The sequence below is a fragment of the Achromobacter sp. FW305-C-13 genome (assembly GCF_058783475.1).
Window position 1 is genome coordinate 221735 of record NZ_JBYSYN010000003.1, and the last position, 21151, is coordinate 242885.

The following is a 21151-nucleotide window of genomic DNA, read 5'->3' on the forward strand; positions in this document are numbered from 1 at the left end:
GGGGCGGGGTGCGCAGCCGGCAAGACGAAAGAAAAAGGCGCCCGAAGGCGCCTTTTTCCGTGATACGCACGCGAGCGGGTCAGCCTTGCACCCAGGAATCGCGCAACGTCACGATGCGGTTGAGCACCGGAGCAGCTTCGGTGGATTCCTTCAGGTCGGCCGTGAAGTAGCCCAGGCGTTCGAACTGCCAGGTGGCGCCAGGCGTGGCGACGGTGCCGGGTTCCAGCCAGGCCGTGACGGTCTGCTTGGAGTTCGGGTTCAGGCAGGCCAGGAAGTCCTTGTCGCCGCCATCGGGGCGGGCGTCGGCGAACAGGCGGTCGTACAGGTGGATCTGGGCAGGCACCGCGTGGGCCGCGCTGACCCAGGTGATGTTGCCCTTGACCTTGACGCTGTCGGCGCCCGGCGTGCCGCTCTTGGTTTCCGGCAGGTATTCGGCCTGCACTTCGACGATGTCGCCGGCTTCGTTCTTGGTAAAGCCGGTGCAGCGCACGACGTAGCCGTATTTCAGGCGCACGGTGTTGCCCGGGAACAGGCGGAAGTACTTCTTCGGCGCTTCTTCACGGAAGTCGTCGCGCTCGATCCAGAGTTCGCGCGACAGCGGGAACTCGCGTACGCCGGCTTCCGGATCGTGCGGGTTGCGCGGCGCGGTGCAGATCTCGGTCTGGCCTTCCGGGTAGTTGGTGATGACGAGCTTGATCGGGTCCAGCACGGCCACCGAGCGGGCGGCGATGGGGTCGAGGTCGTCGCGCACGGCTTGTTCCAGCAGGCTGTAGTCGATGCGCGAATCCGACTTCGAGACGGCGGTGCGCTCGCAGAACAGGCGGATCGAGGCCGGCGTGTAGCCGCGGCGGCGCAGGCCGAAGATGGTCGGCATGCGCGGATCGTCCCAGCCGTCCACGTGGCCTTCCTGCACCAGTTGCAGCAGCTTGCGCTTGCTGGTGACGACGTAGCTCACGTTCAGGCGGGCGAATTCATATTGGTGCGGCAGCGGCTGGGCCAGCTTGCCGAGTTCGGCCAGGCGGGTCAGGATCCAGTCGTAGAACGGCCGCTGGTCTTCGAATTCCAGCGTGCAGACGCTGTGCGTGATGCCTTCCAGCGCGTCTTCCACCGGGTGCGCCCAGCTGTACATCGGGTAGATGCACCATTGGTTGCCCGTGCGGTGGTGGGTGGCGTGGCGCACGCGGTACATGACCGGGTCGCGAAGGTTGATGTTGGGCGACGCCATGTTGATCTTGGCGCGCAGCACCAGGCTGCCGTCCGGATGCTTGCCGTCGCGCATTTCGCGCAGCAACGCGACCGACTCCGCGGCCGGGCGGTTGCGCCAGGGCGAGTCGGTGCCGGGTTCGGTCAGCGTGCCGCGGTTGGCGCGGATGGCTTCGGGGCTTTGCTCGTCGACGTAGGCGTGGCCGGCTTCGACCAGCGCCTCGGCGAATTCATACATATAGCCGAAGTAATCACTGGCGAAATACAGGTTTTCCTGGCCGTTGTCGGCCTTCCAGTCGAAACCCAGCCAGCGGACGGCTTCGATGATGGCGTCGACGTACTCCTGGTCTTCCTTTTCGGGATTGGTATCGTCAAAGCGCAGGTGGCAGACGCCGCCGAAATCGCGCGCCAGCCCGAAGTTCACGCAAATGCTCTTGGCATGGCCCAGGTGCAGGTAGCCGTTGGGCTCCGGCGGGAAACGCGTGCGGATGCGGGCCGGATCCGGTTCCCCCTGCTGCTGCACGGCGGCCGGGCCAGGCTTGCCCGCCCAACGTTTGCCCTGGAAGCGGTTGGCTTCGAGGTCGTCCTGGACGATGTTGAGCAGGAAATTGGATGCAGCTGGGGTCGGCGTCGTGGCGGAGGTCATTCTTGAAAGAATAGGAAAAAGCGGCGACAAAGCGTCAATTTTGCCACGTTCCGCCGCGAGGGCCTTTTCAGACCCCCTGCAACCGGTTTCAAACTGCCCCCATTGTCTTGTAACTGGCTCTACACTACGGGCCATTATGGATATATCCACCCTTTCCCTGGCCCGTGCGCAGTTCGTGGCCAGCCTGAGTTTTCTGGCGCTGTTCCTGGCGATTTCCCTGGCGCTTGCCTGGGTGTTGCTGTTTTTCAAGGTGCGCGCGCGGTGGTCGGGCCGTGGCGGCTGGACGGCTGCCTACCGCTTCTGGGTGCGCATCTTTGCGCTGGCCTTCGTGCTGACCCTGGCGGCCAGCGTGCCGGTGCTGATCCAGATCGGCAGCCTGTGGGCGGGCCTGATGGACAAGATCGGCAATGTGGCCGGCCCCTTGCTGGGCTACGGCATCCTGTCCGTCTTCATCTTGAAGTCGTGTTTCCTGGGCGTCATGCTGTTCGGCCAGCGCCGTGTGTCCGATGGCGCGCACACCTTGGCGGTGCTGATGGTGGCCGTGGGCCAGTTGGTGGCGGTGTTCTGGGTGCTGGCGCTGCAATCCTGGATGCAGACCCCGGATGGCGCCATCCTCGTCGATGGGCGCTACCAGGTCTATGACTGGGCCGCCGTGGTGCTGAACCCCTCGGTGGGCTGGCGCATGGCGGTGGTGGTCGTGGGCGCGGCGCTGGCCGCCTCGTTCCTGATGATGGGCGTGACCGCCTTGCAGGCGCTGCGCCGCCCGTTGGGCGATGGCGAGCGCAATGCGTTCAAGACCGGGCTGGTGGTCGCGGTGGTCGCGGCCTTCCTGCAGGTGCCGGTGGCCACGGGCGCCGGCCAGATGGTCGCCAAGCTGCAGCCCGCCAAGGCCGCCGCCGCGGCCGGCTTCTGGGAAAGCGGCGCGGAACCCCAACTGGTGCTGTTCGGCTGGCCGGACGCGCGCGCGCACGTCAACGTGTCGGACGTGACCATCCGCAATGCCGGCGGCATGTGGCTGCACCGCAATGCGGACGGCACCTATCAGGGCCTGGATAAATATTCGGGCATGCTGCCGCCGGTGGCGTTGACCTTCTGGTCGTTGCGCGTGGCGGTGGGGTTGGGCCTGCTGATGCTGGCCGTGGCCTGTGTCACGTTCGTGTGGACCTTCCGCCGCGGGCTGGACCCCTCGACCCTGCCGGTCTGGTGGCAGCGCGTGCTGTGCGGCATGATGTTTTCCGGCGGCATCGCCGTGGTGGCCGGCTGGTGGGTGTCCATCATCGGGCTGCAGCCTTTCGTCGTCAACGGCACCATCACGCAATCCGAAGTGCTGGGGCAGACGGCGTCCAGCACCATTCTCTACGGGCTGGCGGGCTATGGCCTGCTGTATGCCTTGCTGCTGTCCGCGTTCGCCGCCATGCTGTTCCACGCGGCGCGCTATGGCGTGGTGCCGGTGCGCAAACTGGGCGGAGGTTCGCCATGATCGCCATGCTGGCCGCTTCGCAGGGCTTGAGCCCCGAAGACCCGTCCTTCTGGATGCCGCTGGCCTTCATGGGGCTGCTGTTCGTGGTGATCGCTGCAGGCATGGTCCTGGACGGCTTCGACCTGGGCGTGGGCATCCTGCTGCAATTGGCGCCTGAGCACGAGCGCGGCCGCATGATGTCGCTCTTGAGCCCCTGGCGCGATGCCAATGAATTCTGGTTGCTGCTGGGCATGGGCCTGTTCGCGTCGGCGTTCCCGTTCGCGTGGGGCGCGGTGCTGGGCAAGCTCTACGGGCCGCTGACCTTCATGGTGCTGGGCGTGGTGCTGCGCAGCGTGTCGTTCGAATTCCGCATCCGCGCGCGCAATGAAATGAAGCCGCGCTGGATCTTCGGTTTCTGGGCCGGCTCGATCATCACGGCGTTTGGCCAGGGCATGCTGCTGGGCCGGATCGCCACCGGCTACCAGTCCGACGCCGGCTACGGCTGGTTCGCGATGTTCGTGGGCCTGTGCGCCGTGGCGGCCTATGTGCTGTTGGGTGCGTCCTGGCTGGTCATGCGGGTGGATGGCGACTTGCAACGCCGGGCCGCCGGCTGGGCCCGCCACGCCATCCGCTGGACGGCGGTGGGCATGGTCGCGATCGCCGTGACGCTGGGGCTGGCCAACGCCGGCATCTTCTACAAGTGGAGCAACATCGCCCACCTGAGCCTGGCCGCCACGGTCTGGGTGATGATGCTGGCGGGCTACGTGGCGGCCGAGATGCTGCTGGCACGCCTGCCCGGCCGCGCGGACCGCTTCAGCTGGCTGCCGTTCGTGCTGTGCGTGGCGCTGTTCCTGCTGATGCTCAGCGGCCTGGCGTACAGCCTGTTCCCCTACCTGATCCTGGACGACATGACCTTGTGGGACGGCGCGGGCGCGCTGAGCTCGATGCGCCTGGTCATGGCCGGCGCGGTCGTGGGGATACCGGTGGTGCTGGTGTTCAACATCCTGGCGTACCGGTCGGTCTTCGGCAAGGAGCGCGCGCCGGTGCCGCTGTTGCCGCCGCCGTCGGCCTGACGGCGGCAGCGGGGCCGGCGCCTACAGCACCGGCTTGGCGACGCGTTGCAGGATCTCTTCGCCGTAGGCTTCGAGTTTGCGCGCGCCCACGCCGCTGATGTGGCTGAGCGCATCCATCGACTCGGGCTGGGCCAGGGCGATTTCGCGCAAGGTCGCGTCATGGAAGATGACGTAGGCGGGCACGCCGTGGCTCTTGGCCACTTCGCCGCGCCAGGCGCGCAGCGCCTCGAACACGGGTTGCAGTTCGGCCGGCAGGTCGATGGCGGCGGCCTTGGGGCGGCCATTGCTGGTCTTGCCCGAACGGGTCTTCTTTTCGGATTCGCGCCGCAGCATCAACTGGCGCTCCCCTTTAAGCACCGCGCGGCTGCCTTCGGTCAGCGCCAGCGTGCCGAACCCTTCGTTGTCCACCGTCAAGAGGCCTTGCGCCAGCAACTGGCGCAACACGCCGCGCCAGGCGGTGTCGCTCAGGTCTTCACCCACGCCGAACACGCTTAGCGTTTCATGGCCATGCTGCTTGGTGCGGTCGGTGACCTTGCCGCGCAGGATGTCGATGATGTGGCCCGCGCCGTAGCGCTGGCCGCGTTCTTTCCACAGGCGGTAAACAGCCGACAGCACCTTCTGCGCGGCGACTGTGCCGTCCCAGGCCTGGGGCGGTTCCAGGCAGACGTCGCAGTTGCCGCAGGCCGTGATCTGCTGGCCGAAATACGCCAGCAGCCGCACGCGGCGGCATTCCACGGTTTCGCACAGCCCCAGCATGGCGTCCAGTTGCTGGCCCAGCCGGCGGCGGTAGGACTCGTCGCCAGGGGATTCGTCGATCATGCGGCGCTGCTGCACCACGTCCTGCAGGCCGTAGGCCAGCCATGCGGTGGCGGGCAGGCCGTCGCGGCCGGCCCGGCCGGTTTCCTGGTAGTAGCCTTCGACGGATTTGGGCAGGTCGATGTGGGCGACGAAGCGCACATCGGGTTTGTCGATGCCCATGCCGAACGCGATGGTGGCCACCATCACCACGCCGTCCTCGCGCAGGAACCGGGCTTGGTTGGCGGCGCGCACCTGCGGGCTGAGCCCGGCGTGGTACGGCATGGCGTCGATGCCCTGATTGCACAGGAATTCGGCGGTTTCCTCCACGCGCGCCCGCGACAGGCCGTACACCACGCCGGACTCGCCTTCGTGTTCCGTGCGGATCATGTCCAGCAACTGCTTGCGCACTTCGTTCTTTTCGATGATGCGGTAGCGGATGTTGGGGCGGTCGAAGCTCGAGACGAAATGACGGGCGTCGTCCAGCGACAGGCGCTGGGCGATTTCCGTGCGCGTGTCGGCGGTGGCGGTGGCGGTGAGCGCAATCCGCGGCACGTCGGGCCAGCGCTCGTGCAGCATCGACAGGCCCAGGTATTCCGGCCGGAAGTCGTGGCCCCATTGCGACACGCAGTGCGCCTCGTCGATGGCGAACAGCGCGATGCGGCCGCGTTCCAGCAATTGCAGGCAACGGTCGGTCAGCAGTCGTTCGGGGGCAACGTACAGCAGGTCCAGCTCGCCGGCCAGGAACGCCTGTTCGACGTCGCGCGCCACCCGCCATTCCTGCGTGGAATTCAGGAACGCCGCGCGCACGCCCAGTTCGGTCAGGGCGTCGACCTGGTCCTGCATCAGCGCGATCAGCGGCGAGACGACGATGCCGGTGCCTTCGCGGACCAGCGAGGGAATCTGGTAACAGAGCGATTTCCCGCCGCCGGTCGGCATGAGGACCAGCGCGTCGCCGCCGTCGATCACCTGTTCGACAATGGCTTGCTGGTCGCCGCGGAAGGATTCGTAACCGAAAACGCGCTGCAACACGCCGAGGGCGCGCGCGTCAGACATGGGGGTAGGCCGGAAGCATCATGGCAGGGATTTTAAGCCGCAAATCCGGACGGCCCCTTTTACGGGGATATTTCCGTCCGTCTCGCGGTCCGGCTACCAGCTCAACCAGGTGCCGCGCATGAAGGTGTCGACCGGCATGCTCAGGTTGGCCCGCCATTCATAGTTGCCCGAAATGATGTCGCGGTCGGCGCCTACGGCCAGCTTCACCTTGGGGGCGACGAACATGCTGTGCGTCAGGCCCACGCGCTGTTCGGCCAGCGTCGACCCCTCATGCAGGCCGGAATAGGTGCCGCTGATCGTGCCCCAGCCCGTGATGGGCACGCCGGCCGACAGGGTGTTGCGCGACTGCGGGGCCGAGGCCACGCCGCCGGAGTAGGTGGACAGGTCGCCAAAGCCGGCGCCAATCTGTTCGTTGGTATAGCCCAGGTTCACGGCATCGGCCACGTCCACGCTGTAACCGAAGCGGTAGCGCCAGGCGTTGGACGCGTCGAAGGAGCTTTGGGTGGCACCGGCCTGGAACGTGCCGTATTCGCCGGCGGCGTAGGTGGTGCCCATGCCGCGGGTGGTCAGCGATGGCGCGCTCTGCATCTGGCCTTCCAGCGTCAGGGCGGGGGTCAGGCCGTAGCGCACGCTGCCGGTGCCGACCGAGGCGCCGTAGTCCACGGCGCCGGAACTGGCGGCCGGATCCATCCGGTTCAGCTTGCCCAGCGATGAGGAATAGCCAAAGCTGCCTTCGGGCACGGTGGCGGAGGAACCCGCCCAGTTGGCGATCTGCAGGCCGCCGACGGGCGCGCTGCTGCCCCAGGCGGGGGCGTTGGCGTTGATGTTGCCCACGGTGACCGAGGGCCCCGCAGTATTGCGGTAGACCCAGTTGCGGTCGCCGCCATAGCGCAGCCCGTCCTGGCCGCTGACCGAGGCGAACCAGGGCCGGGTGGGGCGCGACACGCCCGAGATTACGACGACCGGCACGCGGGGCAGGTCGCCGTCTTCCAGTGCGAAGGAGTAATCCGGCGTGCTTTCCTCGGCCGGTGCGGCGGCCGCCTGTTCGCAGCCCAAGGGGGGCGCGTCGGCCGCACCGGACAACGAGGATCCGATCCCCGGGATCAGTTCCGCGCCGCTGTCTTCCACACCCTGCACGCTGGTGTCCATCGCCGGTTCCGCCACTTGCAGGTCGCAAGGGGACGGATCCAGGGGAACGGCCCGCGAGTCGATCGACGGCGCCGGGCGCACGGGGATCGGCTGCACCGGGGACAGAACCCCGATGCCGCGCGCCATGCGGACCGGCGCCCCCTCGGCAGGCGGGGCAGCGAAATCAGGGGACGCTATCGGGGTGTCGCCGAACGCGGAAGCCAGCGGGCAGGACAAGCCCACCGCCAGCGCCGCGTGCAACAGCCGTCTGCGCCAGTGTGTAGGGGCGACCATACGGACCAGTGTAGAGAGGGGATGCCGCCGTAGCTGTAAACGATTTTTAGTAAACCGGACGAGCGGCAAGACCAGTCCGGTTATTTTAGGGCCAGTCCATGCCTCGACGGGCGTTTCAGGCAAAGCGCCGGAAAACACGGCGTACATCGTGCAACAGGTGTATTTCAGTTGATTTCTTGCCTCTTGCGGCCGGACGCGGCGCGCCTCACTATGGCATCCATGGACAATCCCCACACCAAGCTGCTGGTCGTCGACGACGACCCGGCGTTACGACAACTGCTGGCCGACTACCTGAATCGGCACGGCTACGACACCTTGCTGGCGCCGGACGCCACCGACCTGTCCTCGCGCATCACCCGCTATGCGCCCGACCTGCTCGTGCTGGACCGCATGCTGCCCGGCGGCGACGGCGCGGACGCCTGCCGTCGCCTGCGGGAGCAAGGCGAAGACATTCCCGTCATCCTCCTGACCGCCCGCGACGAAGCGGTGGACCGCATCATCGGCCTGGAAGCGGGGGCGGACGACTACGTGGGCAAGCCCTTCGACCCGCGCGAACTGCTGGCCCGCATCGAGGCCGTGCTGCGCCGCAAGCGCGGCCCGTCCGCGCTGACCAAGGATGCACCGGTCACGTTCGGCCCCTTCCTGTTCGACCCGTCCTCGCGCCAACTGTCGCGCGAAGGCACCGTGGTGAAGCTGACCGGCGGCGAAATCAACCTGCTTGAAGCCCTGGTGCGCAATGCCGGCAAGCCGCTGTCGCGCGAGCGCCTGCTGGCGCTGGCGCGCGACGACGACGCCGGCGAACGCAATGACCGCGCCATCGACATCGCCATCCTGCGCCTGCGCCGCGTGATCGAAGACGATCCCAAGCAGCCGCGCTGGATCCAGACCGTCTGGGGCATCGGCTACCGGTTTTCCCCCTGATGCGCTTTTCCCCCGGTTTCCTGGTGCCGCGTTCGCTGCGGGCGCGCCTGATCCTGCTGATCCTGGGTTCGGTGCTGCTGACGCAGGCGGCCACGCTCGTCACGGTGTCTTACTTCCGGCACAAGTTCCTGGAAGACGTGGCCATCGGCTACATCGTCACCACGATCCGCACCCTGCGCGCCGCCGTGTCCGAGGTGCCCGCCGAAGACCGCGCCGAGTTCGTGCGCACCGCGTCGCAGAACCAGTGGCGGCTGTGGTCGCGCGTGCTGCCGGCCGAAGCCAAGCTGCAACGCTTCAATGGCCGACGTCCCCCGCCGCCCCCGCGTGCCGCGCCGCGTCCGCCTCCCCCGCAGTCTTCGGCTGCTCAGCCGGGAGATACGCCGCGTCCGCCCCCGCCGCCCGAAGTGCGGGGCGACGACCATGACGCGGATGGCGACCGCGGCGACGACCACCGGGCCGACGCGCGCGACGCCGCCGACCGCGAGCGGGCGCGCGAAGAGCACATGCGCCGCTACAAGCCCGAGCCGGATGACATCCGCCGCGACCTGCGCGTGCTGGTGCAACTGCTGAACGAACGCCTGAACGACGGCACCCGCGTGGCGCTCTCGCGCGGCCCGGCCCCGGAGATCTTCATTTCACTGGCGCCCAATTCCGCCAGCGAAGATGTGCCGCGCTTGCGCGAATGGCTGGTCATCCCGCTGGACCGCCTGGATCCGCCCGTGGCCACGCCGTTCATCGCGGCCTGGCTGGGCGGCCTGGGCCTGTTGCTGCTGCTGGCGGTGGGCTTCTCGTGGCACATCACGCGGCCCATCACCCGGCTGGCTGATGCCGCCGACCGGCTGGCCGCGGGCCAACCCCAGCGCGTGGAGCCTTCCGGGCCACATGAAACGCGGGCGCTAGGCGTGCGTTTCAACGCCATGCTGGATGCGCTGGCCGAATCCGACTCGGTGCGCCGCACCTTGTTGTCGGGCCTGCCGCACGACCTGAAAGGGCCGTTGTCGCGGATGTGGCTGCGCATCGAGCTGGCCGACGATTCCAAGCTGAAGGAAGGCTTGCGCACCGATCTGCAGGACATGCAGCACATGGTTGATCAGTTCATCGGCTTTGTGCGCGGCACCGACCCCGCGGCCTACCGCTATGCGCCCATCGTGCTGTCCGACTGGCTGACCGAACGCGTCGGCGCCTGGCAGGGCGCGGGCACGGACATCCACCTGACGGCCGCCGACGACGACGCGCCGTTGGTGGTGCAGGCCGACGCCGTGGCGCTGGGCCGCCTGCTGGACAATCTGATCGGCAATGCCTTGAACCACGGCGCGCCGCCGGTGGACGTCAGCCTGCGCCGGGAAGAGCGCCACGCCGTGCTGGATGTGGCCGACCATGGCCCCGGTATCGTCGCCGAACGCCGCCAGGAGGCGCTGCGCCCGTTCAGCCGGCTGGATGATGCGCGCACGCGCACCGGCAGCGTGGGCCTGGGCCTGGCGCTGGCCGAGGCCATTGCCCGCGCCCACGGGGGCTCGCTGGAATTGCGCCAGGCGGAGTCCGGCGGCCTGTGCGTGCGGGTCAAGCTGCCCCTGTCCGAAACCGCATAGGGCGGCGGGGCCCTTTGCGGCCCCACCTAGGCGGCCCCACCTAGGCGGCCCCGCCATACGGTACGATGCATCCTGCTTCGTCCCTTGTCGTATCCGCACCATGGCCATTCAGTCCGATTCCCTTTCCTCCCGTCCCGACGCCCCCCGTATCGTGGCGCCGCAGCCGGTGTCGCCCAACGAGGAATCGATCGAACGCGCGTTGCGGCCCAAGGCGCTGCAGGAATACGTCGGCCAGCAGCGCGCCCGCGAACAGCTCGAGATCTTCATCGCCGCCGCCCGAAAGCGCGGCGAGGCACTGGACCACGTGCTCCTGTTCGGCCCCCCCGGGCTGGGCAAGACCACGCTGGCCCACATCATCGCGCACGAAATGGGCGTGCAGCTGCGCCAGACGTCCGGCCCCGTGCTGGAGCGCCCGGGCGACCTGGCCGCGCTGCTGACCAACCTGGAAAAGAACGACGTCCTGTTCATCGACGAAATCCACCGCTTGTCGCCGGTCGTCGAGGAAATCCTCTATCCGGCGCTGGAAGATTTCCAGATCGACATCCTGATCGGTGAAGGCCCCGCCGCGCGCAGCGTGAAGCTGGACCTGCAGCCGTTCACGCTGGTGGGCGCGACCACGCGGGCGGGCATGCTGACCAACCCGCTGCGCGACCGCTTCGGCATCGTCTCGCGGCTGGAGTTCTATAACGCGGCTGACCTTGGCCACATCGTCACGCGCAGTGCGGGCCTGCTCAACGCGGGCATCACGCCGGACGGCGCGGCGGAAGTGGCGCGCCGCGCTCGCGGCACGCCCCGGATCGCCAACCGCCTCTTGCGCCGTGTGCGCGATTACGCCGAGGTCAAGGCCAGCGGCACGATCGACGCCGACGTCGCCGGCCGCGCGCTGGCCATGCTGGAAGTGGACCCCCAGGGCCTGGACCTGATGGACCGCAAGCTGCTCGAAGCCATCATCCACAAGTTCGATGGCGGGCCCGTGGGCGTGGACAGCCTGGCGGCCGCCATCGGCGAAGAGCGCGACACCATCGAAGACGTGATCGAGCCCTACCTGATCCAGCACGGCTACCTGCAACGCACGCCACGCGGCCGCACCGCCACGCTGACGACCTGGCGCCATCTGGGCCTGACCCCGCCCACGGGCGTCAGCACCGGCGGCGGCGATCTGTTCGGCAAGTAGGCGCGGGCGGCGCGCAAACCGCGCGACGGGTTTATGATCCGGGGGTTTCGACATTCCTGCGATCAAAGGACCGGATTCCCATGCTGCCCGAATTGCCTACCTATGATGATGTCGTGCGCGCCAGCGAGCGCCTGGCCGGCAACGCACACCGCACGCCCGTCTTGACCTCGGCCACGGCCGACGCCATCAGCGGCGCCTCGATCTTCTTCAAGTGCGAGAATTTCCAGCGCATGGGCGCTTTCAAGTTCCGCGGCGGCTACAACGCCATCGCGCGCCTGACGCCTGAGCAGCGCGCTGCGGGTGTCGTCACCTTCTCGTCGGGCAACCACGCCCAGGCCATCGCGCTGGCCTCCAAGCTGCAAGGCGTGTCCGCCACGATCATCATGCCGCTGGACGCACCCGCGGCCAAGCGCGCCGCCACCGAAGGCTACGGCGGCAAGATCGTCACGTACGACCGCTACACCGAAGACCGCGAGCAGATCGCCCAGCGCATCCAGGCCGAGACCGGCGCCACGCTGATTCCGCCCTACGACCATGAAGACGTGATCACGGGGCAGGGCACCGCGGCCAAGGAGCTGTTCGAGGAAGTCGGCGAGCTGGACTATCTGTTCGTCTGCCTGGGCGGCGGCGGCCTGCTGTCGGGCTCGGCCTTGTCCGCGTTCGCGCTCAGCCCGCGCTGCCTGGTCTACGGCGTCGAGCCGGAAGCCGGCAACGATGGCCAGCAGTCGTTGCGCAAGGGTGAGATCGTGCGGATTCCGGCCCCCAAGACCCTGGCCGACGGCGCCGCCACGACGCACCTGGGCAACCTGACCTTCCCCCTCATCCAGAAGCATGTGCGCGACATCGTCACGGTGACGGATGCCCAATTGGTCACCACCATGAAATTCTTCGCTGAACGCATGAAGATGGTGGTCGAACCCACGGGTTGCCTGGGCGCGGCGGCCGTCATGCAGAACGTGGTACCGGTGCGCGGGGCGCGGGTCGGCGTCATCATCAGCGGTGGCAACGTCGACCTTCCGGCCTACGCCCGATTGCTGGCTTCCTGATCGCGATCGGCGGTTCGCCTGCCGGACCGCCGATGCGTGCTTGCGGTTGCCGCCCGCGCAAGGCAGAATCGGGACTCGATCCTGACAAACAGGAGGCTGCGGCATGCGTATCCTTATCATTGGTGGCACCGGTTTCATCGGCCGTCACCTGATTGCCCGGCTGTCCGGCGGCTTGCACCAGATGATTGTGCCCACGCGCCTTCTGGCGCGGGGCAGCGAACTGCAAGTCTTTCCCACCGTCACGCTGGTCCAGACCGATATCCACGATGACGCGGCGCTGGATGGCCTGGTCCGTGGTTGCGACGTGGTCGTGAACCTGGTGGGCATCCTGCATGGCAACATCGGCAAGCCGTACGGGTCGGACTTCGCGCGGGCCCACGTGCTGTTGCCCCAGCGCATCGCGCAGGCCTGCCGGCGCCAGGGCGTGCATCGCCTTCTGCATGTCAGCGCGCTGGGCGCCGATTCCCAGGGCGACAGCATGTACCAGCGCTCCAAGGGCGACGGCGAGGCCGCGATCAAGCATGAATTCCAGGCCGCGTCCGAAGGCGGCTGGACGATTTTCCGTCCGTCCGTCCTATTTGGGCCGGACGACAAATTCACCAATATGTTTGCCACGCTGGCGCGCTGGCTGCCCGTGCTGCCGCTGGCGGGCGCGCACGTGCGCATGCAGCCGGTCTATGTGGGCGATGTGGTGGAGGCGATGATGTCCGCCCTGGGCGACACGCACACCTGTGGCAAAACGTATGAGCTGGGCGGGCCGCAGGTCTACACGCTGGGCGAGATCGCGCGGCTGTGTGCGGCCTGGAGCGGCCATCCGCGGCCGGTGATCAGCATGCCGATGGGCGTGGGCCGCATCCAGGCCCGCCTGTTCGAATGCCTGCCGGGCAAGCCCCTGATGTCGCGCGACAACCTGGATTCCCTGCGCCGCGACAATATCTGCGCGGGGCCCATTGCGCCGGAACTGCACGTCGTGCCGACCGGGCTGGAGGCCGTCGCGCCTCGCTACCTGTAATCAGCGGGCCAGGGCCTTCAACGCCTGCTTGATCCCGTCCGACACGCCGACCCCTTCGGGCAGCGTCTTCAGTGCCGACAGCGATTCCTTTTCCGAATAGCCCAGCGCCAGCAGCGCATTCAGGATGTCGGACTGGTGGTCCGGCGTTGCATGCGAGGACGCGCCGATGTCCGCGCCCAGCTTGCCGCGCATTTCCAGCAGCAGGCGTTCGGCGGTCTTCTTGCCGATGCCGGGCACGCGAGTCAGGCGGCCCGATTCCTGCAAAGTGATGGCCTGCGCCAGATCCGCCACCGACATGCCCGACAGCACCGACAGCGCCGTGCGGGCGCCGATGCCGCTGACCTTGATCAGTTCGCGAAAGGCGCTGCGTTCGCTGGCCGTGCCGAAGCCATACAGGATGTGCGCGTCTTCGCGCACCGTCAGGTGCGTGTACAGCGTGACGCGCGCGCCGGTTTCCGGCAGCGCGTACAGCGTGCTCATGGACACGTCGATGTCATAGCCCAGTCCGCCCACGTCCACGCAGATGGTGGGGGGCAGCTTTTCGATCAGGGTTCCGGTGATGCGTCCGATCATGGTGATGAAGGCCTGGTAAAGGGGTAGGGCAGGAGAGGCGCGCGGAATGCGCGGCGAATGCGGGCATTCTATACGCGCAAGGGCGCGTTCAGCCGATCAGGCGTCCGTTGCGGATGCGCGTCTTGCCGCTCATGCGCAGCGACGTGCCCAGGCGTGCCAGCTTGTCTTGCAGCGGTCCGACGTGGGCGTGGCAGATGGCGCAGGCCAGCGCGTCGGCGGAGTCGGGGGCGGGCGTGCCGTCCAGCGCAAGCAGGTGCTGCACCATCATCTGCACTTGCTCCTTGGCGGCGCGTCCGGTGCCGACCACGGCTTTCTTGATCTGCAGCGCGGTGTACTCGTGGACAGTCAGCGAACTGTCGGCCAGCGCGCACAGCGCGGCGCCCCGCGCTTGCCCCAGCAGCAGGGTGGACGCGGGGTTGGTGTTCATGAAGACGATTTCCAGCGCGGCGACGTCGGGTTGCGTGTCGCGCGCCACCTGGCGCAGATTGTCCAGGATGACTTTCAGGCGTTCGGCCAGCGTCAGCGCCGGCGGGACCACGATGGTCCCGCTGGCCACATACCGCAGCCGCGAGCCGTCGGCATCGATCACACCGAAACCGGTGCGGCGCAAGCCGGGATCGATGCCGAGGACGCGCATCAGTGGCGGAAGTGGCGGGTGCCGGTCAGCACCATGGCGATGCCATGCTCGTCGGCCGCGGCGATGACTTCGTCGTCGCGCATGCTGCCGCCGGGTTGGATCACGCAGGTCGCGCCTGCCGCCACCACCACGTCCAGGCCGTCGCGGAACGGGAAGAACGCGTCAGACGCCACGGCCGAGCCCTTCAGGGTCAGGCCGGCGTTTTCCGCCTTGATCGACGCGATGCGGGCCGAGTCGATGCGGCTCATCTGGCCGGCGCCCACGCCGAGCGTCATGCCGCCGCCCACGAAGACGATGGCGTTGGATTTGACGTACTTGGCGACCTTCCAGGCAAAGGCCAGGTCGTTCATTTCCTGCTCGGTGGGCTGGCGCTTGCTGACCACCTTGAGCGCATCGCGCGGCACGTTGTAGGCGTCCGGGCTTTGCACCAGCCAGCCGCCGCCCACGCGCTTGATGTCCATGGCGTTCTGGCCCACGCCCATCGGCACTTCCAGCACGCGCACGTTCTTCTTGGCGGCCAGGATGGCCAGCGCGGCGCCGTCATAGGCCGGGGCCAGCAGCACTTCCAGGAACTGGGCGCTGACGGCTTCGGCCGTCGCGGCGTCCACCGGGCGGTTGAAGGCGATGATGCCGCCGAACGCGGAGGTCGGGTCGGTCTTGAATGCTTGCTGGTACGCGCCCAGCGTGTCGGCCGCCACGGCGACGCCGCAGGGGTTGGCATGCTTGACGATGACGCAGGCAGGCACGTCGAAGCTGCGCGCGCATTCCCATGCGGCATCCGCATCGGCGATGTTGTTGTAGGACAGTTCCTTGCCCTGCAACTGGCGGTAGTTGCCCAGCAGGCCGGCCGGACGCTGCGCGTCCACGTAGAAGGCGGCGGTCTGGTGCGGATTCTCGCCGTAGCGCAGCGCCTGCTCCTGCTTGATCTGCAGGGTCAGCGTGCCGGGCCATTCGGTGCGCGCCGGGACCGCTTCCTGGGCCGGTTCGGCTTCGGTCAGGCTGGTCAGGTAGGCGGCGATGGCGCCGTCGTAGGCGGCGGTGTGGGCGTAGACCTTCGAGGCCAGCGCCAGGCGCAGGCCGTAGGAGGTGCTGCCGTTCTTGTCCATTTCCGACAGCACGCGCGAATAATCGATCGGGTCGATCACGACCGTCACGCCGCCGGCTTCCGTGCCGTGGTTCTTGGCGGCGGCGCGCAGCATGGCCGGGCCGCCGATGTCGATGTTCTCGACCGCATCGGCGAACGTGCAGTCCGGCTTGGCGACGGTTTCACGGAAGGGGTACAGGTTGACCACCAGCATGTCGATGCGATCGATGCCCGCCGCCTTGATGGTGTCCATGTGCTCGGCGCTGTCCCGGCGCGCCAGCAGGCCGCCGTGGATCTTGGGGTGCAGCGTCTTGACGCGGCCATCCAGGATTTCCGGCGAACCCGTGTGGGCAGCCACTTCGGTGACGGTCAGGCCGGCGTCGGCCAGCAACTTGGCGGTGCCGCCAGTCGACAGCAGGCGTACGCCGCGCGCAGCCAGGGCGCGGGCAAATTCAACGATGCCGGTCTTGTCGGACACCGAAAGCAGGGCGGTTTCGATTTTCATGGTGGGGGACGGGAGTCGGGCGCAGCGCCTTTCTCGTTCAGGTCGGGATGGGAAATCGGAGGGCGGGGCGGACGGCGCCCGGCAAGGGGCCGTCCACGCGGAAAAGCTATACCTGGATATTGTGCGCCAGCAACTTCTTGCGCAGGGTGTTGCGGGTGATGCCCAGCATTTCGGATGCCCGCGACTGGTTGCCGCCCGACCGCTCAAGCGCTACTTCAAGCACCGGGCGCTCCACACAGCGCATCACCATGTCCCACATATCGTGGGGCTCGGATTCACCCAAGTCTTCGAAATAGCGCTCCAGGCTGGCGCGCACGCATTCTTCCAGGACATCTTTCTTGCTCATTTGAGTACAGATATTTTTATGTTGGTGTTGAGGCGGTTATGCCGCCAGCAGGGCTTCTGCGACCGGCGCCGGATGGGGCTCGCCGTCGCGCGAGATGATGTCGAACCAATCAGACACCGCCCGCCACTGGTCGCGGGTGTTGTCGATCAGGTTCATGCGGGCGCAGAACGAATCCGCGCCCGGCAGGCCGTCCAGATACCAGCCAATATGCTTGCGCGCCGTGCGTACGCCGGTGTGCTCGCCATAGAACCGGTAATGGTCGTCGAGATGTTCGAGCAACAGCTCGCGCATTTCCCCATACGAGGGAGGGGCCAGTGTTTCGCCCGTGCGCAGGTAGTGGTCGATTTCGCGGAAAATCCAGGGACGGCCCTGGGCCGCCCGGCCAATCATGACCGCGTCGGCGCCAGTGTAATCCAGGACGTGCCTGGCTTTTTCAGGCGAGTCGATATCCCCGTTTGCGATCACGGGAATCGTCAGCTCGGCCTTGACGGCGCGGATAGTGTCATATTCCGCCTCGCCCGTATAGAGGTCGGCGCGCGTGCGGCCATGCAAGGTCAGGGCCGCGATGCCGGCGTTTTCGGCCAGTTTCGCCACGCGCAAGGCGTTGCGGCTGTCGCGGTCCCAGCCGGTGCGGGTCTTCAGCGTGACCGGCACGCCCAGCGGCGCGCACGCCGACACGACCGCGTCCAGGATGCGGACGATCAGGTCCTCGTGGCGCAGCAGCGCCGAGCCGGAGGCCACGTTGCAGACCTTCTTCACCGGGCACCCCATGTTGATGTCGATGATCCGGGCGCCCTTGCCGGCGTTGAAGACGGCCGCTTCGGCCATCATGGCCGGGTCGGCGCCCGCGATCTGCACGGAAATGGGGGCGATCTCGCCGTCGTGGTTCAGGCGGCGGGACGTCTTGACGCTATCCCACAGCTTGGGGTTGCTGGCGGCCATTTCCGACACGGCATAGCCGGCCCCCAACTTCTTGCAGAGTTGCCGGAAAGGGCGGTCCGTCACGCCCGCCATGGGCGCGACAAGAACATTGTTGGGAAGGGTCCATTGGCCTATGCGCATGGTCACATTTTAACCGGCTCGATCGAACCCCCGTTTTCAGCTGGCAACAGCTTGGTAACAAACGGGGGCGAAAGCAGTCGATTCCGCACCCCGGGCGGGGGCGGAACGAGTGCGGAATCAGGCGCGGAAACCTTGCAGCAGATGTTGGGCCAGGGGCGCGCGCAACGGGGAGGCCAGATCCATCCCCAGCAAGGCCAGCCCGCACGCATGCTCCACCGGGGCCAGGCCGGTGGCGAACACGCGGGGCATCAGGTCGGTCAGGCCGGCGGTGATGAAGCGGTCGACCTGGCGCGCTTGCGCGAACTCCGCCAACAGGGCGGTGGGACTGGCTTCGGGGCGGGCCAGCCAGCCCGCCAGCGTCTGCGCCAGGCGGGCGGCGTCGCGCAGCCCCAGGTTCAGGCCCTGGCCCGCGACGGGGTGCAGGGTCTGGGCGGCATTGCCGATGGCGGCCACGCGGCCTTGCACTTGCGCCCGGCGGGCGGCCAGCGACAGCGGAAAGACATGGCGCGGCGCCTGGCTGGACAGCCGGCCCAGGCGGTCGCCGAAGGCGGCCGACAGCGCCTTCGAGAAAGCCGTGTTGTCCAGCGCGGCCAGTTCGGTGGCGCGATCCGGGGCGCTGCACCACACGACGGAATAGGCGTCCGGCGTTTGCGGGTGGGGAAGCAGGGCCAGCGGCCCTTCGGCGGTGAAGCGTTCCCAGGCCCAGCCGCGGCGCGGCAGGGTGGCATGGGCGGTGGTCAGCACCGCGTGCTGGCCGTAGTCGCGGCGTACGTCGGCCGCGCCCGCGCCGTCGGACTGCACGGCGACCTGGCAAAGCAGCGTGGTGTCGCCCTGCACGATGCGCACGCCGTCCGCGTCCTGGCTGTCCACGCGCGCGGCAGGGCCCGGCAGGACGGTGACGCCACAGGCGGCCACGCATTCGTCCAGCTTGGCGTGCAGCCCCGAATAGGCGACGACGCTACCCAGCTGCGGCACGCCGAAGTCGGTGTTCTGGATCACGGTGCGGCCCAGCCGTCCGCGCTGCGATACATGGATGTTGCGGATGTCGGCCGAACGTTCGGGCCAGGCATGCAGCGATTCCAGCAGCACGCGGCTGCCGTGGTTCATGGCCAGCACGCGGGGGTCGGCCGCGGGCACGGCCGCGGCAGGCGTCGCCGGGGCGGGAGCGGCGCCCGCGAGCAGCGCGATGCGCGCCGGATCCGGCGCCACGCGCGCCAGCATCAGGGCCAGAACGCGGCCCACGGGGCCGGCGCCAAGAATCGCAATGTCGAAGGCGGATGCAGTCATGTCCCGATTTTAACCGTCCACTACAATCCGGGACAGCCAGCGCGGTGGGTCGCGCGGCCCACCCCACCCGGTTGATCGATATGACGCAGGTTCAGGCTTCCCCTTCGCTATCCGCCGTATCCGCTCGCCGCCCGCGCGGCAAAGTCGCCGTGGGGCTGCTGGCCTGCCTGTTCGGCTGGCTGGGCGCCCATTGGTGGTATCTGGGCCGGCGCCACGCCTGGCTGGTCACCACACTGTCGCTCGTCTGCCTGTTCTGCGCGTTTCGCTTCTACCCCGTCTGGTACGACAACCCCGCGTTCTTCCTGGTCTTCATTCCGATGATCGACGGGTTCATCGAAAGCGCGGTGTTCTCGCTGATGCCGGACGAGAAATTCGACCGTCTGTACAACCCCGAGCTGGGCCGCCCCACCTCCACGGGATGGGGGCCGGTGCTGGTCGCCATCCTGGCCTGCCTGGTGGGCTCGGTCGTCTCGATGTTCGCCATCGCCATGGTGGTGGTCTACGTCTGGGTGGCGATGGGCTGGCTGGACGGGCTGGTGCTGTAGGGTCGGGGCTGTGGGGCGGGCTATTCGCGCATCAGCGCTTCGATCTCGCTGGCCTCTACGGGCACGCCACGGGTGATCAGTTCACAGCCTTCATCCGTCACCAGCGCATCGTCCTCGGTGCGGATACCGATATTCCAGTAGCTCTCCGGCACATCGTCCGCCGGGCGCACATAGATGCCCGGCTCGATCGTCAGCATCATCCCGCGCTCCAGCTTGCGCCAGGGGCGGTCGGCGCCCTGGGCGGGGCCCGGCTGGCGGTAGTCGCCCACGTCATGGACGTCCAGGCCCAGCCAGTGGCCGGTGCGGTGCATGTAGAAGCGGCTGTAGTCGCCGGATTCCAGCACCCCGTCCAGCGATCCCTTCAACAGTTTCAGGTCCAGCATGCCTTGCGCCAGCACGCGCAGCGCGGCTTCGTGGCCGTCGTTGAAGGTGCGGCCGGGGGCGGTGGCCTGGGCCGCCGCTTCCTGCGCCGCCACCGTCAGGTCGTACAGTGCGCGCTGCGGGCCGCTGTAGCGGCCGTTTACGGGAAAGGTCCGGGTGATGTCGCTGGCGTAGCTGTCCACCTCGCAGCCGGCGTCGATCAGCACCAGGTCGCCGTCGCGCAGCACGGCTTCGCCCGCCGGGTAGTGCAGCACGCAGGCGTTGGCGCCCGTCGCGACGATGCTGTTGTAGGCCACCGCCTGAGCGCCGTGGCGACGGAATTCATACAGCAGCTCGGCTTCCAGCTCGTATTCGTGCATACCGGCGCGGGCGACGCGCATGGCGCGCGCGTGCGCCCCGGCCGAGATCTTGGCGGCGCGCCGCATCGCGGCGATTTCGGCCGGGTCCTTGATCAGCCGCATTTCCGCCAGCAGCGGGCGGATGTCCTGTTGGCGCGAAGGCGGCGCGTGGCCGGCGCGGCTGGCGTCGCGCGCCGTAGCCAGCCAGCGGTGCAGGCGGCCGTCGGTGCGCTTGTCGCCGGCCAGCGGCGCGTACAGGGTGGGGTGGTCCAACATCAACGTGGGCACCACTTCGTCCAGGGAGTCCAGCGCGTGCGCATCGTCGAAACCGAAATAGGCGGCGGCCGCTTCGGGGCCGAAGCGCTTGCCTTCCCAGATCTCGTGTTCCACGTGGCGCGGGCGGCAGAACAGCACGGCGCGGTCGGTCGCTCCTGCGATCAGCACCAGCCAGGCACCGGGTTCGGTGAACCCGGTGAGGTAGAAGAAGTCGCTGTCGTGACGGTACGGGAATTCGGCGTCGCGGTTGCGGATTGCCTCGGGGGCGGTGCTCAGGATGGCGATGCCGCCGCCGTCGGCGCGCATCCGGTCCATCAGGCGTTGGCGCCGGGCGGCGAAGGGGGCGATGTCGGCGGGAGGCAGGCTCATGGCGGGCAGGGGCGCGAACCCCGCGAAGGTGTGGATGCGGCTTACTTTACCCCGCTATCGCGCGGAAACAACAGCGGGCGGGGTTCCCGCGGCGTCCGCGCGGGATTCACTGGACCGTCAGATTCGCGCTGCTACAATCGCGGCTCTGTCATTGGGGAGTAGCCATCCTTTGTCCCCAAAGGAGTTAGCGTCAACAGACTTGGTGGTTCAGGGCCGCGTAGCGGTTGCTAGAACTCCATGGCGCTAACGGTTTCCATGCAAGCGGCCTGCCCGCCGCATGGATCAGCCAGGCGAGACCTTTGGCCGCGTTGCGTTCACCCTAGCCGGGCGAGCCGCAGCGTCGCGCCAATTG

The 21151-nt window shown here is 67.9% G+C and carries 18 protein-coding genes and 1 riboswitch; of the genes, 8 read left to right on the top strand and 10 right to left on the bottom strand.

Annotated elements, in window-relative coordinates; translation table 11 throughout:
• Positions 1-79: 79 nt before the first annotated feature.
• Positions 80-1849, bottom strand: a complete 1770-nt coding sequence (locus AC3WMU_RS19945; RefSeq protein WP_454676205.1) for a glutamine--tRNA ligase/YqeY domain fusion protein — start codon at positions 1847-1849, stop codon at positions 80-82.
• A 136-nt stretch (positions 1850-1985) separates the two neighbouring features.
• Between AC3WMU_RS19945 and AC3WMU_RS19950 the strand changes: the two genes are divergently transcribed.
• A complete protein-coding gene (locus tag AC3WMU_RS19950; protein ID WP_006226441.1) occupies positions 1986-3329 on the top strand; it encodes a cytochrome ubiquinol oxidase subunit I in 1344 nt (447 codons plus the stop codon).
• Positions 3326-4381, top strand: coding sequence for a cytochrome d ubiquinol oxidase subunit II (locus tag AC3WMU_RS19955; protein ID WP_006226442.1), 1056 nt, complete (start codon positions 3326-3328; stop codon positions 4379-4381). The genes AC3WMU_RS19950 and AC3WMU_RS19955 overlap by 4 nt, the downstream gene beginning before the upstream one ends.
• 21 nt (positions 4382-4402) lie before the next feature.
• Here the strand turns inward: AC3WMU_RS19955 and recQ are convergent, their stop codons facing one another.
• Positions 4403-6232 (bottom strand): DNA helicase RecQ, encoded by a 1830-nt coding sequence (gene recQ / locus AC3WMU_RS19960; RefSeq protein WP_006226443.1) that lies wholly within the window; start codon positions 6230-6232, stop codon positions 4403-4405.
• Positions 6233-6325: 93 nt separating this feature from the next.
• Positions 6326-7654 (bottom strand): fimbrial protein, encoded by a 1329-nt coding sequence (locus AC3WMU_RS19965; protein ID WP_492282869.1) that lies wholly within the window; start codon positions 7652-7654, stop codon positions 6326-6328.
• A 219-nt stretch (positions 7655-7873) separates the two neighbouring features.
• Here AC3WMU_RS19965 and AC3WMU_RS19970 point away from each other — a divergent pair, with 219 nt between their 5' ends.
• From AC3WMU_RS19970 to AC3WMU_RS19990, 5 genes are all read left to right on the top strand, one after another.
• On the top strand, positions 7874-8575 hold the full coding sequence (locus AC3WMU_RS19970; protein ID WP_006226445.1) for a response regulator: 702 nt from the start codon (positions 7874-7876) through the stop codon (positions 8573-8575).
• Positions 8575-10164 (top strand): sensor histidine kinase, encoded by a 1590-nt coding sequence (locus AC3WMU_RS19975; protein ID WP_006226446.1) that lies wholly within the window; start codon positions 8575-8577, stop codon positions 10162-10164. Before AC3WMU_RS19970 ends, AC3WMU_RS19975 begins: the two co-directional genes overlap by 1 nt.
• 100 nt (positions 10165-10264) lie before the next feature.
• On the top strand, positions 10265-11338 hold the full coding sequence (gene ruvB, locus AC3WMU_RS19980; RefSeq protein WP_315139755.1) for a Holliday junction branch migration DNA helicase RuvB: 1074 nt from the start codon (positions 10265-10267) through the stop codon (positions 11336-11338).
• A gap of 80 nt (positions 11339-11418) precedes the next feature.
• Positions 11419-12384 carry a threo-3-hydroxy-L-aspartate ammonia-lyase gene (locus AC3WMU_RS19985; protein ID WP_006226448.1) on the top strand — a complete coding sequence of 322 codons (966 nt, stop codon included), beginning with the start codon at positions 11419-11421 and terminating at the stop codon, positions 12382-12384.
• A gap of 103 nt (positions 12385-12487) precedes the next feature.
• On the top strand, positions 12488-13396 hold the full coding sequence (locus tag AC3WMU_RS19990) for a complex I NDUFA9 subunit family protein (RefSeq protein ID WP_006226449.1): 909 nt from the start codon (positions 12488-12490) through the stop codon (positions 13394-13396).
• On the opposite strand, the gene ruvA is transcribed toward AC3WMU_RS19990, so the two are convergent.
• From ruvA to AC3WMU_RS20020, 6 genes are all read right to left on the bottom strand, one after another.
• Positions 13397-13969 carry a Holliday junction branch migration protein RuvA gene (ruvA, locus tag AC3WMU_RS19995; protein ID WP_006226450.1) on the bottom strand — a complete coding sequence of 191 codons (573 nt, stop codon included), beginning with the start codon at positions 13967-13969 and terminating at the stop codon, positions 13397-13399.
• A gap of 88 nt (positions 13970-14057) precedes the next feature.
• The gene (gene ruvC, locus AC3WMU_RS20000; RefSeq protein ID WP_006226451.1) at positions 14058-14606 is read right to left on the bottom strand and encodes a crossover junction endodeoxyribonuclease RuvC; all 549 of its coding nucleotides are present in this window, start codon (positions 14604-14606) and stop codon (positions 14058-14060) included.
• The gene (purH, locus tag AC3WMU_RS20005; RefSeq protein ID WP_492282870.1) at positions 14606-16195 is read right to left on the bottom strand and encodes a bifunctional phosphoribosylaminoimidazolecarboxamide formyltransferase/IMP cyclohydrolase; all 1590 of its coding nucleotides are present in this window, start codon (positions 16193-16195) and stop codon (positions 14606-14608) included. Before purH ends, ruvC begins: the two co-directional genes overlap by 1 nt.
• Before the next feature lie 106 nt (positions 16196-16301).
• Positions 16302-16541 carry a helix-turn-helix domain-containing protein gene (locus AC3WMU_RS20010; RefSeq protein WP_006217670.1) on the bottom strand — a complete coding sequence of 80 codons (240 nt, stop codon included), beginning with the start codon at positions 16539-16541 and terminating at the stop codon, positions 16302-16304.
• A gap of 36 nt (positions 16542-16577) precedes the next feature.
• Positions 16578-17603 carry a tRNA dihydrouridine synthase DusB gene (gene dusB, locus AC3WMU_RS20015; protein WP_035213781.1) on the bottom strand — a complete coding sequence of 342 codons (1026 nt, stop codon included), beginning with the start codon at positions 17601-17603 and terminating at the stop codon, positions 16578-16580.
• Between the two features lie 117 nt (positions 17604-17720).
• Positions 17721-18890 carry a UbiH/UbiF/VisC/COQ6 family ubiquinone biosynthesis hydroxylase gene (locus AC3WMU_RS20020; RefSeq protein WP_088587750.1) on the bottom strand — a complete coding sequence of 390 codons (1170 nt, stop codon included), beginning with the start codon at positions 18888-18890 and terminating at the stop codon, positions 17721-17723.
• A gap of 80 nt (positions 18891-18970) precedes the next feature.
• On the opposite strand from AC3WMU_RS20020, the gene AC3WMU_RS20025 reads away from it, so the two are divergent.
• Positions 18971-19435 carry a TM2 domain-containing protein gene (locus AC3WMU_RS20025; protein WP_492282871.1) on the top strand — a complete coding sequence of 155 codons (465 nt, stop codon included), beginning with the start codon at positions 18971-18973 and terminating at the stop codon, positions 19433-19435.
• A 20-nt stretch (positions 19436-19455) separates the two neighbouring features.
• On the opposite strand, the gene AC3WMU_RS20030 is transcribed toward AC3WMU_RS20025, so the two are convergent.
• The gene (locus tag AC3WMU_RS20030) at positions 19456-20799 is read right to left on the bottom strand and encodes an aminopeptidase P N-terminal domain-containing protein (RefSeq protein WP_006226456.1); all 1344 of its coding nucleotides are present in this window, start codon (positions 20797-20799) and stop codon (positions 19456-19458) included.
• 134 nt (positions 20800-20933) lie between these two features.
• A riboswitch (yybP-ykoY riboswitch) is annotated at positions 20934-21098 on the top strand.
• Positions 21099-21151: the final 53 nt, after the last annotated feature.